17 protein-coding genes and 1 riboswitch are annotated in these 15,593 nt (G+C 71.5%); of the genes, 8 read left to right on the top strand and 9 right to left on the bottom strand.

Annotation, left to right across the window (positions count from 1 at the left end; all coding sequences use genetic code 11):
* The first annotated feature begins 33 nt into the window (after positions 1 to 33).
* A riboswitch (SAM riboswitch) is annotated at positions 34 to 150 on the top strand.
* Positions 151 to 285: 135 nt separating this feature from the next.
* The 4 genes from ACFWQG_RS02520 (at position 286) to ACFWQG_RS02505 (ending at position 5,245) form a co-directional block, all read left to right on the top strand.
* On the top strand, positions 286 to 1,590 hold the full coding sequence (locus ACFWQG_RS02520) for a bifunctional o-acetylhomoserine/o-acetylserine sulfhydrylase (protein WP_378505972.1): 1,305 nt from the start codon (positions 286 to 288) through the stop codon (positions 1,588 to 1,590).
* Positions 1,587 to 2,756, top strand: a complete 1,170-nt coding sequence (locus ACFWQG_RS02515; protein WP_378505971.1) for a homoserine O-acetyltransferase — start codon at positions 1,587 to 1,589, stop codon at positions 2,754 to 2,756. The genes ACFWQG_RS02520 and ACFWQG_RS02515 overlap by 4 nt, the downstream gene beginning before the upstream one ends.
* Positions 2,757 to 2,851: 95 nt before the next feature.
* Entirely contained in the window at positions 2,852 to 4,009 is a 1,158-nt protein-coding gene (locus tag ACFWQG_RS02510) for a homoserine O-acetyltransferase (protein ID WP_378506061.1), read from the top strand.
* 120 nt (positions 4,010 to 4,129) lie between these two features.
* Positions 4,130 to 5,245 carry a homoserine O-acetyltransferase gene (locus ACFWQG_RS02505; protein WP_378506060.1) on the top strand — a complete coding sequence of 372 codons (1,116 nt, stop codon included), beginning with the start codon at positions 4,130 to 4,132 and terminating at the stop codon, positions 5,243 to 5,245.
* Between the two features lie 28 nt (positions 5,246 to 5,273).
* On the opposite strand, the gene ACFWQG_RS02500 is transcribed toward ACFWQG_RS02505, so the two are convergent.
* Both ACFWQG_RS02500 and ACFWQG_RS02495 read right to left on the bottom strand, forming a co-directional pair.
* A complete protein-coding gene (locus tag ACFWQG_RS02500; protein WP_378505970.1) occupies positions 5,274 to 5,579 on the bottom strand; it encodes a DUF3017 domain-containing protein in 306 nt (101 codons plus the stop codon).
* A 6-nt stretch (positions 5,580 to 5,585) separates the two neighbouring features.
* Complete coding sequence (locus tag ACFWQG_RS02495; RefSeq protein ID WP_378505969.1) at positions 5,586 to 6,446, bottom strand: bifunctional methylenetetrahydrofolate dehydrogenase/methenyltetrahydrofolate cyclohydrolase; 861 nt, start codon at positions 6,444 to 6,446, stop codon at positions 5,586 to 5,588.
* Between the two features lie 31 nt (positions 6,447 to 6,477).
* On the opposite strand from ACFWQG_RS02495, the gene ACFWQG_RS02490 reads away from it, so the two are divergent.
* A complete protein-coding gene (locus tag ACFWQG_RS02490) occupies positions 6,478 to 6,999 on the top strand; it encodes a GNAT family N-acetyltransferase (RefSeq protein ID WP_378505968.1) in 522 nt (173 codons plus the stop codon).
* A 7-nt stretch (positions 7,000 to 7,006) separates the two neighbouring features.
* On the opposite strand, the gene ACFWQG_RS02485 is transcribed toward ACFWQG_RS02490, so the two are convergent.
* On the bottom strand, positions 7,007 to 7,615 hold the full coding sequence (locus ACFWQG_RS02485; protein ID WP_378505967.1) for a pentapeptide repeat-containing protein: 609 nt from the start codon (positions 7,613 to 7,615) through the stop codon (positions 7,007 to 7,009).
* A 231-nt stretch (positions 7,616 to 7,846) separates the two neighbouring features.
* Between ACFWQG_RS02485 and ACFWQG_RS02480 the strand changes: the two genes are divergently transcribed.
* Positions 7,847 to 8,947 (top strand): glycerophosphodiester phosphodiesterase family protein, encoded by a 1,101-nt coding sequence (locus ACFWQG_RS02480; RefSeq protein ID WP_378505966.1) that lies wholly within the window; start codon positions 7,847 to 7,849, stop codon positions 8,945 to 8,947.
* Positions 8,948 to 9,068: 121 nt separating this feature from the next.
* Here ACFWQG_RS02480 and ACFWQG_RS02475 read toward each other — a convergent pair whose 3' ends face one another.
* Positions 9,069 to 10,562 carry an MDR family MFS transporter gene (locus tag ACFWQG_RS02475; protein ID WP_378505965.1) on the bottom strand — a complete coding sequence of 498 codons (1,494 nt, stop codon included), beginning with the start codon at positions 10,560 to 10,562 and terminating at the stop codon, positions 9,069 to 9,071.
* Between the two features lie 267 nt (positions 10,563 to 10,829).
* Here ACFWQG_RS02475 and ACFWQG_RS02470 point away from each other — a divergent pair, with 267 nt between their 5' ends.
* Positions 10,830 to 11,294, top strand: a complete 465-nt coding sequence (locus tag ACFWQG_RS02470) for a tRNA (cytidine(34)-2'-O)-methyltransferase (protein WP_378505964.1) — start codon at positions 10,830 to 10,832, stop codon at positions 11,292 to 11,294.
* 60 nt (positions 11,295 to 11,354) lie between these two features.
* On the opposite strand, the gene ACFWQG_RS02465 is transcribed toward ACFWQG_RS02470, so the two are convergent.
* The 5 genes from ACFWQG_RS02465 to ACFWQG_RS02445 all read right to left on the bottom strand — a co-directional run bounded on the left by ACFWQG_RS02465 (position 11,355) and on the right by ACFWQG_RS02445 (position 15,009).
* Positions 11,355 to 12,248, bottom strand: coding sequence for a LysR family transcriptional regulator (locus ACFWQG_RS02465; RefSeq protein ID WP_378505963.1), 894 nt, complete (start codon positions 12,246 to 12,248; stop codon positions 11,355 to 11,357).
* Between the two features lie 66 nt (positions 12,249 to 12,314).
* Positions 12,315 to 13,673 (bottom strand): hypothetical protein, encoded by a 1,359-nt coding sequence (locus tag ACFWQG_RS02460; RefSeq protein ID WP_378505962.1) that lies wholly within the window; start codon positions 13,671 to 13,673, stop codon positions 12,315 to 12,317.
* Positions 13,674 to 13,734: 61 nt separating this feature from the next.
* On the bottom strand, positions 13,735 to 14,124 hold the full coding sequence (locus ACFWQG_RS02455; RefSeq protein ID WP_378505961.1) for a DUF302 domain-containing protein: 390 nt from the start codon (positions 14,122 to 14,124) through the stop codon (positions 13,735 to 13,737).
* A 16-nt stretch (positions 14,125 to 14,140) separates the two neighbouring features.
* The gene (locus ACFWQG_RS02450; RefSeq protein WP_378506059.1) at positions 14,141 to 14,734 is read right to left on the bottom strand and encodes a class I SAM-dependent methyltransferase; all 594 of its coding nucleotides are present in this window, start codon (positions 14,732 to 14,734) and stop codon (positions 14,141 to 14,143) included.
* Positions 14,735 to 14,739: 5 nt separating this feature from the next.
* On the bottom strand, positions 14,740 to 15,009 hold the full coding sequence (locus ACFWQG_RS02445; RefSeq protein WP_378505960.1) for a metal-sensitive transcriptional regulator: 270 nt from the start codon (positions 15,007 to 15,009) through the stop codon (positions 14,740 to 14,742).
* Between the two features lie 151 nt (positions 15,010 to 15,160).
* Between ACFWQG_RS02445 and ACFWQG_RS02440 the strand changes: the two genes are divergently transcribed.
* Complete coding sequence (locus ACFWQG_RS02440) at positions 15,161 to 15,592, top strand: hypothetical protein (RefSeq protein WP_378505959.1); 432 nt, start codon at positions 15,161 to 15,163, stop codon at positions 15,590 to 15,592.
* The last annotated feature ends 1 nt before the right edge of the window (position 15,593 follow it).

Here is a 15,593-nt window from a genome sequence, read left to right as displayed (position 1 = left end):
CGGGTTCGACCGCTGACGCTAAGATCGCTGCCAGGTCATGAGTGCCAGTGCCAAGCCCCGGCTCGCTGGTCGGCAACCCTCCATCCGCGGTGGGGTGCCCCGGGTGATGACCTGGTTGTTCGAGAACACGTCGGATGACAAGCGCGGGTCCGCTGGGACGGACCCACCGACAGGGCCACGACCCACCGGAGGTTCACCATGTGTTGTTGTCGCAGATAGGCCCGATCAGCCCTCGGCGCCGGAGACGCGCCCCATCTCCCGACACCCCTGGAGCCAGAGTCACCCATGAGTGAGAACACGATCGATCCGACGGCAGGGTGGAGCTTCGAGACGAAGCAGATCCATGCCGGGCAGACCTCGGACGCCACCACCAAGGCCCGGGCGCTGCCGATCTACCAGACCACCTCGTACACCTTCGACAGCACCGACCACGCCGCGGCGCTGTTCGGGCTTGCCGAACCCGGCAACATCTACACCCGCATCATGAACCCGACGCAGGACGCGGTCGAGCAGCGGATCGCCGCGCTCGAGGGCGGCGTCGCCGCGCTGCTGCTCGCCTCCGGGCAGGCCGCGACGACGTTCGCGCTGCTGAACCTCGCGGGTGCTGGCGACCACGTGGTCGCCAGCCCGCGGCTGTACGGCGGCACCTACAACCTCTTCCACTACACCCTCGCGAAGCTCGGCGTCGAGGTCACGTTCGTCGGGGACCCCGACGACCTCGAGCAGTGGCGGGCCGCGATCCGCCCGACCACCGTCGCGTTCTACGGCGAGTCCATCTCGAACCCGCGCAACGACGTGCTCGACATCCCCGGGATTGCCGCGGTCGGGCATGCGGCGGGGATCCCGCTGATCGTCGACAACACGGTCGCCACCCCGTACCTGCTGCGCCCGCTCGAGCACGGCGCGGACATCGTCGTGCACTCGGCGACGAAGTACCTCGGCGGCCACGGCACCGCGATCGCCGGGGTCATCGTCGACGGCGGCACCTTCGACTGGACGCAGGGCAGGCATCCCGGCTTCACCACCCCCGATCCCAGCTACCACGGTGCCGTCTTCGCGGACCTCGGTGCGCCCGCCTATGCGCTCAAGGCCCGCGTGCAGTTGCTGCGCGACCTCGGGTCGGCGGTGTCGCCGTTCAACGCGTTCCTAATCAGCCAGGGCATCGAGACGTTGAGCCTGCGGATCGAACGGCACGTGCAGAACGCGCAGCGGGTCGCGGAGTTCCTGGATGCCCGGTCGGACGTCACGTCCGTCTCCTATGCGGGGCTGCCGAGCTCGCCGTGGCACGAGCGGGCGCGGGCGCTGATCCCGAAGGGTCCGGGCGCGATCGTCGCGTTCGAACTCGAGGGCGGCGCCCCGGCGGGCAAGAAGTTCGTCGATGCCCTGACGCTGCACAGTCATGTCGCTAACATCGGCGACGTGCGTTCGCTCGTGATCCACCCCGCCTCGACCACCCACGCCCAGCTGTCCCCGGAGGAGCAGTTGGCCTCCGGCGTCACACCCGGACTGGTGCGGCTGGCCGTCGGCATCGAGGGGATCGACGACATCCTGGCCGACCTCGAGACCGGATTCGCGGCGGCGAACTCTTGACAGTCGGCTCCGTCTCGGGCGCCCGTCCGGCCGGCACCCCCGCGGGGTTCCCGCCGCCGGACGGGCGGCTGACGCACATCCCGATCGGCGCGCTCACCCTCGAGAGCGGCGCCGTGCTGCCCGACATCGTGCTCGCGGTCCAATGCTGGGGCACGCCCACCGCGGCCCGGGACAACATCGTTCTCGTCGAGCACGCGCTGACCGGCGACTCGCACGTCACCGGCCCGGCGTCCGCCGACCACCCGTCGCCCGGCTGGTGGGACGGCATGGTCGGGCCCGGCGCGCCGATCGACACCGACGAGTGGTGCGTCGTCGCCACCAACGTCCTCGGCGGGTGCCGCGGCAGCACCGGCCCGGCGACGCCAGCCCCGGACGGGCGGGCGTGGGGGTCCCGGTTCCCGGGGATCTCGGTGCGCGACCAGGTGACCGCCGAGGTGGCGCTCGCGGACCGGCTGGGAATCGAGCGGTTCGCGGCCGTCCTCGGCGGGTCGATGGGCGGCATGCGCACCCTGGAGTGGATCGTCGGCCACCCGGACCGGGTGACGGCCGCGCTCGTCCTCGCGGTCGGCGCCCGCGCCACCGCCGACCAGATCGGCACCCAGACCACGCAGATGGCGGCCATCACCGCCGACGCCGATTGGCAGGGCGGCGACTACCACGGCACCGGACGCTCGCCGGAGGCCGGTCTCGGCATCGCCCGCCGCATCGCGCACCTGACGTACCGCACCGAGGGCGAACTCGACTCCCGGTTCCGGAACGCGGCGCAGGACGGTGAGGACCCGCGCCAGGGTGGCCGCTACGCGGTGCAAAGCTACCTCGAGCATCAGGCGGCGAAGCTGGTCACCCGCTTCGATCCGGCCACCTACGTGCTGTTGTCCGAGGCGATGAACCGGCACGACGTCGGCCGCGGCCGCGGCGGCGTGGAAGCAGCCCTTGCGGCGTGCACCGTGCCGACGATCGTCGGCGGGGTCGACTCGGATCGGCTGTATCCGCTGTGGCAGCAGCGGGAGATCGCGGACCACCTCGCCGGCTGCGAGGGCCTGCGGGTGGTGCATTCGAAGGACGGGCACGACGGCTTCCTCACCGAGGCGGCGTGGGTCACCACCCTGCTCGGCGAGACGATGGCCCTGGCGCGTGCGCATCGGGCGGGCTGCCGGGTCCGATAGCGGATCCGTCGACGCGACACACCCGCGGTGTTTGGCGGCCCGCACCCCGATCATTAGCATGGGGAATCGTGCCCGTCCCCGACTCGCCGCCCACGATCGCCGCATCGAACGAGCAGTCCGCACCGGGCGCCCCCGGGGCGTCCTGGCTGCTCCCGACGGACGGGACCCGAGTCACGGTCGGCATCGGCGCGCTGCGCCTCGAGAGCGGGTCCGTGCTGCCCGATGTCGTCCTCGCCGTGCAGTGCTGGGGCACCCCAACCGCAGCGCGCGACAACATCGTGCTGGTCGAGCACGCGCTCACCGGCGATTCGCACGTCACCGGCGAGGCCGGACAGGGATCCGCCACTGCCGGTTGGTGGAACGATCAGGTCGGCCCCGGCGCGCCGCTGGACACCGAGGAATGGTGTGTCGTCACCGCGAACGTGCTCGGCGGATGCGACGGATCCACCGGCCCGGCATCGCCGGCACCGGACCATGTCGCGTGGGGCTCCCGGTTCCCGGCGATCTCCATCCGCGACCAGGTCGCCGCCGAGGTCGTGCTCGCGGACCTGCTCGGGGTGGACCGCTTCGCGGCGGTCATCGGCGGCTCGATGGGCGGCATGCGCGCCCTCGAGTGGATGGCCGGACACCCGAACCGGGTGCGGTCCGCGCTGGTGTTGGCGGTCGGAGCGCGCGCCACCGCCGACCAGATCGGCACCCAGACCACCCAGATCGCGGCCATCACCGCCGACCCCGACTGGCAGGGCGGCGACTACCACGGCACCGGGCGCTCCCCCCGGGCCGGGCTGGCCCTCGCCCGCAAGATCGCACACCTGACCTACCGCGGCGACGCGGGTCTGGACGGGCGCTTCGCGAACGATCCCCAGCCGGGTGAGGATCCCAGGGCGGGCGGCCGGTACGCGGTGCAGAGCTATCTCGACCATCAGGCGAGGAAACTGACCTCCCGGTTCGACCCCGGCAGCTACGTGGTGCTCACCGACGTCATCAACCGGCACGACGTCGGCCGCGGCCGCGGTGGGGTCGCGGCCGCCCTCACCGCGACCCCGGTCCCGGTTGTCGTCGGCGGCATCGACTCCGATCGGCTGTTCCCGCTGCGGCAGCTCGAGGAACTCGCGGACCTGCTGCCGGGCTGTGACGGGCTGCGGGTGGTCCACTCCGCGGACGGCCACGACGGGTTCCTCACCGAGGCCGCGTGGGTGCGCGGGCTGCTCGGCGAGACGATGGAGCTGGCGCGCGCCGGGCGCACCGGCTGACCGGCGGGCGGGACTCAGTTTCGCGAATGCTCCATCGCGCGTGTCTCGGCTCGATAGCATCGCGCCGTGCTCCCTACAGCTTCCGCCTCGACCACCACCCGGCCGCTCCCCCGGCCGCTGGTGGACTTTCCACCGACCGACGGAACGGTGGTCCATCTCGGGATCGGCACCCTGCCGCTCGAGTCGGGCGAGCAGCTGCCCGACGTCACGGTCGCCGTCCAGTGCTGGGGTGAGCCGAGCCGCGACCTCGACAACATCGTGTTGATCGAGCACGCGCTGACCGGCGACTCGCACGTGATCGGGCCCGCGGATGACGCCCATCCCACCCCCGGCTGGTGGCAGGGCATGGTCGGGCCCGGTGCCCCGATCGACACCGACGAGTGGTGCGTGCTCGTCACCAACGCCCTCGGCAGCTGCCGCGGAACGACCGGGCCCGCGTCACCGGCACCGGACGGGCGCGCCTGGGGCTCGCGGTTTCCCGCGATTTCGGTCCGCGACCAGGTCGAGACGGAACGGGCGCTGGCGGACCTGCTGGGTATCGACCGGTTCGCCGCGGTCGTCGGCGGCTCGCTCGGCGGCATGCGCGCCCTGGAGTGGATCATCGGCCACCCGGACCGGATCGCATCGGCGCTGCTGCTGGCGGTCAGCCCGCGGGCCACCGCGGACCAGATCGGCGGCCACACCGCCCAGATCGATGTCATCGCGTCGGACCCGAACTGGCATGGCGGCGACTACTACGGCACCGGCACCTCGCCGGACAACGGGCTGAACATCGCCCGCCGGTTCGCGCACCTGACGTACCGCGGCGCGGCCGCCCTCGACGACCAGTTCGAGAACGCCGAGCAGGACGGCGAGGACATCTGGACCGGCGGCCGGTACGCGGTGCAGAGCTACCTCGAGCATTGCGCGTCTAAGCTGGTGGCGACCTTCGACGCCGGCTCGTTCGTCGCGCTCACCCACTGCGCCAACAAGCACGACGTCGGCCGGGGCCGCGGCGGCATCGCCGCCGCGCTGTCCTCGACGCCGGTGCCGGTGGTCGTCGGCGCCATCGACTCCGACCGGATCATGCCGCTGCACCAGATCGAGGAGATGGCGAACCTGCTCCCCGGGTGCGACGGCACCCGAGTGGTGCACTCGCCGGCGGGGCACGACGGCTTCCTCACCGAGGTCGCGTGGGTGACCGAACTGGTTGCCGAGACCCTGGGGCTGGCCAGGACCGCACGCCCCGCCCGGTAGCCGCCGCCCCTCGGGGCGCGGCCGCGGCTCAGCCGGTCCCGAGCGGGTCGATCGACACCGCGAGCCAGACGATGGTGCCGCCGACGACGGTGAGGGCGGCCACGTCGAAGGGCTGCCCGCGCACGGCGAGCAGGCCGACCTCCTCCGGTTGCAGGCAGAGCCGGAACCCGGCCGCCAGCAGTGTCGCGATCCCGAAGACGAAGGCCCCGCGCCGCCACCGATCGGCGAGCACGAATCCGACGCCGACCAGAACCACCGCGGCCACCACGAGCAGCGGCAGGTTCCGGCGCGCGAACCCCGGCTCACGGGCCGGGGTGCCTGCCGAGGCGTTCACCGGCGGTCAGGCCGACTCGGCCGCGAGCTGCTCGGCCCGCTCGACCACGTTGCTGAGCAGGAACGCCCGGGTCAGCGGGCCGACACCGCCGGGGTTCGGGGAGAGGAATCCGGCGACCTCACGCACCCCGTCGGCGACGTCTCCGCGCAGCCCGTCCGCGGTGCGGGACACCCCCACGTCGAGGACCGCGGCACCCGGCTTGACCATGTCCGCGGTGATCAGGCCCGCGACACCCGCGGCGGCGACGACGATGTCGGCGCGGCGCACCTCGGCGGCCAGATCCTTGGTGCCGGTGTGGCAGAGGGTGACGGTGGCGTTCTCGGACCGGCGGGTCAGCAGCAGCCCGATCGGGCGGCCGATGGTGACACCGCGGCCGACGACGGTGACGCGGGCGCCGTCGATCGGCACGTCGTACCGGCGCAGCAGGTGCACGACCCCGCGCGGGGTGCACGGCAGGGTGGCGTCCTTGCCGAGCACCAACCGGCCCAGGTTCACCGGGTGCAGCCCGTCCGCGTCCTTGTCCGGGTCGATGCGCTCGAGGGCGGCGTTCTCGTCGAGGTGCTTGGGCAGCGGCAGCTGCACGATGTAGCCGGTGCACTCGTCGTTGGCGTTGAGCTCGTCGATGACGGCCTCGAGCTCGGACTGGGTGATGTCGGCGGGCAGGTCGCGGCGCAGCGAGTTGATCCCGACCTTCGCGCAGTCCGCATGCTTGCCGCGCACATACGACGCGGAGCCGGGGTCGTCGCCGACCAGGACGGTGCCCAGTCCGGGGGTGATGCCCTTGGCCCTGAGTGCGTCCACCCGGGCCTTCAGGTCGATGAAGATCTCGTCGCGGGTTGCCTTGCCATCCAGGATCGTCGCAGTCACGGCGACCATTGTTTCAGGTAAGACTGGACTCATGGCACACAGTCCTGAACTCGCGCCGGAATTGCGGGGTCCGCGGGTGCTGCTGACCCCGCTGACCGCCGAGCACCGGACCCGGCTGCGGGAGATCCACCGGGAGCCCGAGGTGCGGCGCTGGTGGCAGATGCCGGACGACGACTGGCCCGACGCGGCGGAGCCGAACACCACCCGGTACACGGTGCTCGCGGACGGGGTGATCGTCGGCTACGCGCAGTGGTACGCCGAGCCCGATCCGGAATACCGCCGCGCGGGCCTCGACCTGTTTCTGTCCGCCGAGGCGCAGGGTCGCGGCCTCGGCACCGAGGTGGTGCGGGTGCTGTGCGCGCACCTGATCGACGACCACCACCATCACCGTCTGGTGATCGACCCGACGGTGTCGAACACGGCGGCGATCGGCTGCTACCGCCAGGTCGGCTTCCGGGATGTCGGGGTGATGCGCGAGTACGCGATGCGGCACGACGGCAGCTGGGACGACGGCCTGCTGATGGACCTGCTTGCCCGCGAGTTCGTCCGCTGACCCGCCGTCACTCCCCGACCACGAGGCCGTGCGCGGCGGCCATCGCGACGGCCTGAGTCAGATCGATCTTGGCTCCGGCGAGTTTCGCGGTGGTCCACAGCGAGGCGTCGGCGTGCGCGCCGCGCAGGTCCGCCCCGTCCAGGCGCAGACCGAAGGTGCGGGCACCGTGCAGGTCCACCGCACGCAGCGCGGTGTTGCGCAGATCCGCGTCGACCAGGTTGGCCTCCCGCAGCCGGCAGTCGGTGAAGTCGACGCCCCGCAGGTCGGCCTTGCCGAGGGAGGCCAGCGTGAAGTCCACCTCGTCGAATTCGATCGGGCGCAGCCGACACTGCTCGAAGGTCGATCCCATCATCGTGGAACTGTGAAACTCGCTGTGCCACAGCCTTGTCCACACGAAAGTGCAGGAGCGGAAGGCGGCGACCCGGTGCACGGACCCGGACAGGTCCGCGCCGGTGAAGTCGCAGTCGGTGAACACCACCCGCTCGGTGCGCAGTTCGCTGAGATCGGCGTCCCGGAAGGTGCACCCGGTGTAGTGCCGGTCCACCCAGTGTTGCCGCGACAACCGTGCGTCCGAGAAGTCCTCGCCGACGAACTCCTGAATCTGCTCCTGCGCCATACCCCGATACTGCCCTGCCGCACCGACGGGCGGGACGGGCGGTACCGACGTCCGCGGGCGGGCGGTCCGGCCGACGCGGTGAACTCCCGCCGACGACGACGCGACCACCACACGACGACGTCGTGAAACCCTGCCGAACTCCCTGCGCACGAGTCGATTTCGATGTTTTCGCTCACTAGCGTCCTGTGACGAGCGCCCGATCCGGGCGCCTTCGTACGCGAAAGGACTTCCATGTCGCACAGTCGACGTCCCGGTGGACGCCGTCCGGCCCTGTTGGTGCGCGGCGCAGCCGTCGCAGCCGCCGCCGTTGCCGTCACCACGCTGGGCACCGCCGCCGCGCAGGCCGCCCCGAACCCGCTCGACGACCTCGTCGGCATGTTCGGGACCGGTTCAAGCGGCACCGGTTCCCTGGCCGGGCCCGGCACCACCCTTCCTGCCGGCTTCGACCTGCAGGCGCACCGCGGCGGCATGGGCGAGACGATCGAGGAGTCGCTGCCCGCGTTCCGGAAGGCCCTCGAACTGGGGGTGACGACGCTCGAACTGGACATCGTAATGAGTGCCGACGGCGTCCCCGTGGTGTGGCACGACGCGACCATCTCGTCGAACAAGTGCTCGGACACCGCGGCGGCCACCGAGAACGACCCGCAGTTCCCGTACGTCGGCGACGCCATCCACGACCTCACCTGGGCCCAGCTCCAGACCCTCAACTGCGACAAGAAGCTCGCCGCACACCCGGACGCCGAGACGGTCGAGGGCAACAAGCTGATCCAGCTGCGCGAGGTCTTCACGCTCGCCGCCGCGCACGGGGCGGACGTGCACTTCAACATCGAGACGAAGATCGAGGCGGACCGCCGCGAGCTCACCGCGGAGCCCGAGGAGTACGTCGACGCGATCCTCGACGAGGTCCGCGCCGCGGACGTCGTCGACCGGGTGATGATCCAGAGCTTCGACTGGCGGTCACTGCCGCTGGTGCGCGCCGCGGAGCCGTCCATCCCGCTGGTGATGCTGTGGAACGAGCCCAAGTGGGTCCCGGGCTCGGCCTGGACCGGCCCCGTCGACTACGACGCCGTCGGCGGCGACATCTTCGAGGCCGCGGAGCAGTTGGGCGCCGACGTGATGTCGCCCTCGCACAGCCTGGTGGACGAGGCGCTCGTCACCGGCGCGCACGAGGCGGGTCACGTCGTGGTCCCGTGGACCGTCGACGATCCCGCCCGGATGCACGCGCTGATCGACCTGGGGGTCGACGGCATCATCACCAACTACCCGACCCGACTGCGGGCCGTGCTGGCCGAGCGCGGGATGGAGCTGCCGCGGGCGTACCCCGCGCCGTGAGCCCCTGCCGCACGCGTCCCCGGCACCGGGAGCCGGGGACGCGTGCGGCACCCGGTGCCGCCGGGGACCACCGCGCGTCGGAGAGGTCCGCGCCGACGCATTCGTCGATCTCCTCCGCTGGTCACCGTTCCAGGGCTGGCTCGGGCACCGGATGGTCGGCCGCCTGCTGCGCGTCCGCGGGCCTGCGAACGAACAGGCACGCCGCGATCAGCACGAACGACAGGATGCCCGCGACGAGGAAGACCGCCCGCACCCCCTCAACGATCGCGTCGGGCGATTCGGCGTCCGCACCGGATCGCGAGGCGACCACCGTCATCACCGTGACGAACATGGCCGTGCCCGCGGCGCCAGCCACCTGCTGGAAGGTGCCAACCACCGCCGAGCCGTGCGCGTAGAGGTGCGGGGCCACCGACCCCAACCCGGAGGTCATCAGCGGCGTGAAGGTCGCGGCGAGGCCGAGGCACAGGGCGATGTTGGACAGCAGCAGCCACCACAGCGACGTCGAAGCGCTCACCGCGATCAGCATCCACACACCGATGCTGACGAGGATCGATCCGGGGACCACCAGCACGAGCGGGCCCCGCCGGTCGTAGACGCGACCGACGATCGGCCCCGCGATACCCATCAGCAGGCCGCCGGGGAGGGTGATGAGGCCCGTTTCGAATGGGTCGAGGTGCAGCACCGACTGCGCGAAGTACGGGACGATGATGAAGGTGCCCATCATCGTCGCCATGCCGACCAGCATCGCGACGACGGAGATGGTGAACTGGCGGGAGCCGAACACCCGCAGGTCCAGCAGCGCCCGGTCCTCGCGCTGCAACCGCGACTGTCGGGCGATGAAGCCGGCCAGCGCGGCCGCACCGATCAGGAACGGCACCCACGCCGGGGTGGTCGAGGATCCCTGCGCGGACTCGCCGATGCCCACCAATCCGTACACCAGACCACCGAATCCGAGCACCGCGAGCGGGACGGACATCAGGTCGACGCGCGCCGCCGACGTCTCGGACACCGACACCACGAACCGTGCGCCGACGACCAACGCCACCACGGCGAACGGGGCAACGAACCCGAAGATCCACCGCCACCCGAAGTGGTCGAGGATGAATCCCGACATGGTCGGTCCGAGCGCGGGCGCCACCGCGATCACGATCGAGATGTTGCCCATCATCGCGCCCCGGCGGGCGGGCGGAACCAGGGTCATGACCGTCGTCATCAGCAGCGGCAGCATGATGGCCGTCCCCGATGCCTGCACGATCCTGGCGATCAGCAGCACCCCGAATCCCGGTGCGGCGAACGCGATCAGGGTTCCCGCCGTGAACAGCGACATCGCGAGCAGGTACAGCGAGCGGGTGGGGATGCGCTGGATGAGGTAGCCGGTGAGCGGGATGATCACCGCCATCGTGAGCATGAACGCGGTCGTGAGCCACTGCCCGACGCTCGGCGGCACACCCAGTTCGACCTGGAGGACCGGGATGGCGATGGACATCACCGTCTCGTTGAGAATCACGACGAAGGTGGCGACCAGCAGGACGCCGATCACCTGGAGGTGTCGCCGCTCGATGCGGTCGCCGACGGCGGGCCCGTCGGCGGTGTCGAGACGGGTGGACTCGGTCACGATTGACCTTTCGGGTGGTGGGAGCTGGGTCACGCCGGCGGCCGACGGCACGCCAGGGGAGGATCCCGAACCTACTGCTCCCCCACGGTGCCACGCCACCGGATTTCGGTGCGCTGATGTTTCGTGGGAGAGGGTCGCACGGCCCACCGACACGTTCCGGCCAGCGGGTCGGCGCCGAACGGGTGGTTACCGCGGCATCGCCCGAGAGGCCTGCCCGGCAACAGCCCGTTCGGTGCGGCTCGCCGCCGCGGTGGCAAGCTGAACGCCGTGTTCCGAGTGATGTTCCATGAGCCCCGCATCCCACCCAACACCGGCAACGCGATCCGGATGGTCGCTGGCACCGGGTGCGAACTGCACCTCGTCGGGCCGCTCGGGTTCGATCTCTCCGAGCCGAAGCTGCGCCGGGCCGGACTGGACTACCACGACCTGGCGTCGGTGACCGTGCACGCGGACCTGTCCGCGGCGTGGGCGGCACTGTCACCGCAGCGGGTGTTCGCGTTCACCGCGCACGCGAGCACCGGGTACGCCGACATCGCCTACCTGCCGGGTGACGTGCTGCTATTCGGTCCGGAGCCGACGGGCCTGTCGGAGGAGGTGTTGGCGGACCCGCACGTCACCGACCGGGTGCGGATCCCGATGGTGCCGGGCCGCCGGTCACTGAACCTGTCCAACGCGGCCGCCGTCGTCACCTACGAGGCCTGGCGTCAGCACGGCTTCGCGGGAGGCGAATAGACGACACAGCGCGGGAGGCGAATAGGCGACACAGCGCCGGAGGCGAATAGCCTGACGCGGTCACCGCGCCCCGGCCGCGATGTCGAGGAACTCGCGGGCGGACCCGCGGACCCCGCGGTCGCGATCCCAGACGGCGAGCAGCCGCCGCGGAATCCGCAGGCCCTCGAGCGCGACGCCGACGAGGCGGCCGTCCGTCAGGTCCGCCGCGACCGCCAGCGACGAGACCACGGCGGGGGCGTTGCCCGCGACGACGGCGGCCTTGACGGCGGTGCAGGACGTCAACTCGAGCAGCGGTGCCACGCATCCCGGGACGGCCTGCTCGAGGGTGGTGCGGGTACCGGACCCGAACTCCCGCTGGATCAGCGGGGTGCGGGCGAGTTCGGCGGGCGAGATCGGCCCGGACCGGGCCCACGGGTGGCCGGGCGGAACAACGACGACCAGCTCGTCGCGAGCCACCTCCCGCGCGTCGAGACCCGCGGGCACCTCGGGGCCCTCCACGAAGCCGAGGTCGGCGTCACCGCCGAGGACGTGGGCGGCGACGTCGGCGGAGTTGAGCAGCCGGACCGAGGTCACCACCTTCGGGTTCTTGCGGCGCATCGTCACGGTCCACGCCGGGACCAGGTACTCGGCGATGGTCATGCTCGCGGCAACGGTGAGGTTCGCTTCCCGCTCCCCCCGGAGCGCGGAGACGCCGGAGGCGAGATGTTCTGCGGCGGTGAGTGTTCCGGCGGCCCATTCGAGCACCAGGCCCCCCTCGTAGGTGGGGGTGACGCCGGTGGTGGTGCGGTCGAACACCTTGATGCCGAGCTGCCGTTCGGCCGACCGGACCCGGGCGCTGACGGCCTGCTGGCTGAGACCGTGCTCGCGTCCGGCCGCCCCCATGCTGCCCAGCCGGGCGACGGAAACCAGCACGTCGAGTGCGGCCAGTTCGGGGACCCGGGGCGAGAGCGGCATGGCCGCCAGACTACCTCGGCAACAAACAGCGCTTGTGGGGCGACAACCGTGAGCCGCCCACCCGGATCAGAGGACGACGACCGCCAGCGCCGCCACGATCAGGGCGACCCCCGCGAGGATGACGAGCACCCACAGCAGGATTCGCCCGGCGGGTCCCGGCTCCGAGTCGGGGACATCGTCGCCCGAGGGCACGGCGGCGGTGCCGCCCGAACTGACGGCGGCGGTGCCGCCCGAAATTACCGCGGCGGTGCCGCCCGAACTGACGGCGGCGGTGCCGCCCGAAATTACCGCGGCGGTGCCGCCCGAACTGACCGCGGCGGTGCCGCCCGAACTGACGGCGGCGTCCCCGTTGGCCGGCTCGGGGTCCGCGGCGGCGGTGGCCGCCTCGGGCAGGACTGTCGCGACCGCCGCCGCGCTGGCCCCCGCCTCGATCACCACCACGTCCGGGGTGACCGTCTCGTCCGCCGCCGCGCCCGACGCGGCCGCCTCCGCCGTCAGTTCGGGCGGCAGCAGCGGTCCTCGGATCGCGGTCAACACCTCGGTCACGTCGTAGGACGGCGGCAATCCGATCGGCTTGTTCGGCCGGGTGGAACTGCGGAACCCGGCGGCGAGGATCGCGGCACCGAGCGCCGCGGCCTGCTCCGGCCCCGGGCCGACGACGACGTGCACCCCGAACTTGCCTGCCAGCGCGTCGGCGACCCCCCGCAGCGCGACGTCGTCGCGCGCGACCAGGCCGTCGCCGGTCACCACCACCGCGTCCAGGTTCGACGGCAGCCAGCCGAATGCGCCGAGCGCGGTGGACAACTGCGCGGTCGGCGACGACCCGCGGCCCGCGGCGAACCAGAACGAGCGGCCGCTGGACACTCCGGACCGGACCAGGGTGACCGTCGCGCCCGCGTCGTCGACGTGATAGCTGCCGATCAGCTGGCCGGGCTTCTCGGCAACCTCGGACTCGAACCAGGCGCAGGCCGCCTCCGCATCGGAGACGAGCGAAAGATCATTCAGGCCCGCATAGTTCAGCGAGTTGCGCAGGTCCGCAACGAGGTCCCCGTCCCACATGGACGGGTACGCGGCGACCACCGTCGGTGCGCCGCCGTCGCGGCCGCCGAAGGTGGGGAGGGGCTCACACTCGCGCACCAGTCCGCGCATCGCGGACGCGACGACGTCCTCGGCGCGATACCGGGTCCCGTCACTGGCGGCGATGCCTTCCGGATCTCCGACTCGGCCAACGAATCCCGACACCGTTGCGACGAACTCGGTACCCTCCGGCGGATCGCCGCCCCCGAGGACCACCTCACCGTTCGAACAGACGTAGAGCACGGTGTCCCGGACGATGACGATCGGATCGGGGGTGCCTGGCTCGTTCGACGCGACAACCAGCGTCGACACCAGGCTGCCGATTCGGACCCCAATTCCCACAGACATGCGCACTCCATTCGGTGACGAACAGAGTGCAATCTACGCGCCCGCCGCGGCGGATCGAACGTCAGGCGCGAAGCGCGTCGACCGCCGCCTCCAGCAGTTCGGCCGCCTCGTCGGCGACGGCAGCGAGCTGCGGGTTGCCGGTGACCTCGACCATCAGCCGGGGGTTCATCGCCTCAACGACCACCGCGTCACCGTCGGCCCGCACCACCACATTGCAGGGCAGCAGCAGCCCGATCCGCGGGTCGGCGCCGACCGCCCGGTTCGCCAGTCCGGGATTGCACGCGCCGAGGATGAGGTAGCGGTCCAGGTCCGCGCCGATCTTCGCCTTCAGCGTTGCCTGCATGTCGATCTCCGTGAGCACGCCGAACCCCTGCTGCTGCAGCGCGTCCCTGGTGCGGGCGACCGCGTCGTCGAAGTCCGCGGTGAGGGTGATTCCGATGCCGAGTTCCATGGTGCGTCTTCCCTTCTCAGTGATGTTCGGGCTGCTCCCACGGACCGCACTCGAGCAGGATGTCGATGGCGGTACCGTCGCCCTGCTGCCGCAGGACGTGTTCGAGCGCGTCGACGCGCAGCCCCCGCGCGGCCGGCGCGAGGTCCGCGATGCCGGGCAGGATGGTCGGGTCCGGTGGGCCGCCGGTCCCGCGGTGATGGTTGTCGATCGAGTGTCCCAGGTACAGCAGGCGCCCGCCCGGGTCGAGCCACCGCGCTGCCGTCGCGATCAGCGCCTGCAGCTGCGGGATCGGCAGGTGCAGGAAGCTGATCAGCACTAGGTCAGCGGCGCCGTCCGGAACCAGGTTCGTGACATCGCCTACCCGCCAGTCGATCCGGCCGTCGGGGTCCTTGGCGCGGGCCTGTTCGATCGCGACCTCGGAGTGGTCGACGGCGGTGACCCGCCACCCCTGGCGGGCCAGCCAGCGGGCGTGCCTGCCGTCCCCGCAGGCCAGGTCCACCGCCTGCCCCGGGGACGCGCCAGCCAGCCGCTGGCGGACGGTCTCCGCGGGTTCGCCGCCCCACGGGTCCGGCCGGTCCCGGTAGCGCTCGTCCCAGGCCGCGGCGTCCATCTCGGTCACGCCAGTGTGAGGAAGAGCTTCTCGAGCTCCGCCTCGGTCATCGGTTCCTGGTTCTCCCTGCTGGCGCCCTGCAGGCAGTCACGCAGGCCGGTCGCGACGATCTTGAAGCCTGCGCGGTCCAGCGCCCGGGAGACCGCGGCGAGCTGGGTGACCACGTCCTTGCAGTCGCGGCCGTCCTCGATCATCGAGATCACACCCGCCAACTGTCCCTGTGCCCGGCGCAATCGGTTGAGCACCTGGGCGATGCTCTCCTCGTCTCCGGTCATCTTTCGGCACCTGCACTTTCTCTCGACGTCCCGATACCCCCAGGGTACCCCTCGGGGTATTTGACGGATCTCGTGGCGGGGCGGCCGTGACACGCCCACACTGGAGGCACAGAGGCGAACGCTCCCCCGTCCACGACCACAGGAGACCTCCATGACCAGCAATGGCCCCTTCGGATTCGATCCCGACGACCTCGACCGCCTGGCGAGGCAGGTCGGGGAGGGCATCCGTGAGACCGTCGACCGGATCGGCGACATCATCGGCGATGCCGGGCTTGAGTGGACAACCCACCACGGCCCCGCCAGCACGGTGACCTACCCGCGTCGACGGCGAACCACCGGCGAGACCGGCGACGGGGTGTGGGCGATCTTCGTCGTCGGAGACGACGGCGCAGCAACGGTCGAACAGATCCACGCGACCGAACTCGACGCGCTGCGCGCCAACAAGTCCAACACCGACCCGCGCCGCCGGGTCCGGTTCCTCCCATACGGCATCGCGGTCGGTGCACTCGACGACGACCGTGACCCCGGATCGGACACCGAACCGGGGCCGGACGAGTACACCGAACCCGATCCGGAGCACTGAC

It is taken from the genome of Rhodococcus sp. NPDC058532 (assembly GCF_042719255.1).
In the GTDB taxonomy this organism is placed as follows: Bacteria; Actinomycetota; Actinomycetes; order Mycobacteriales; family Mycobacteriaceae; genus Rhodococcus_G.
Note: the sequence above shows the minus strand (reverse complement) of the source record. Positions and strands in the feature narration are given on the sequence as shown.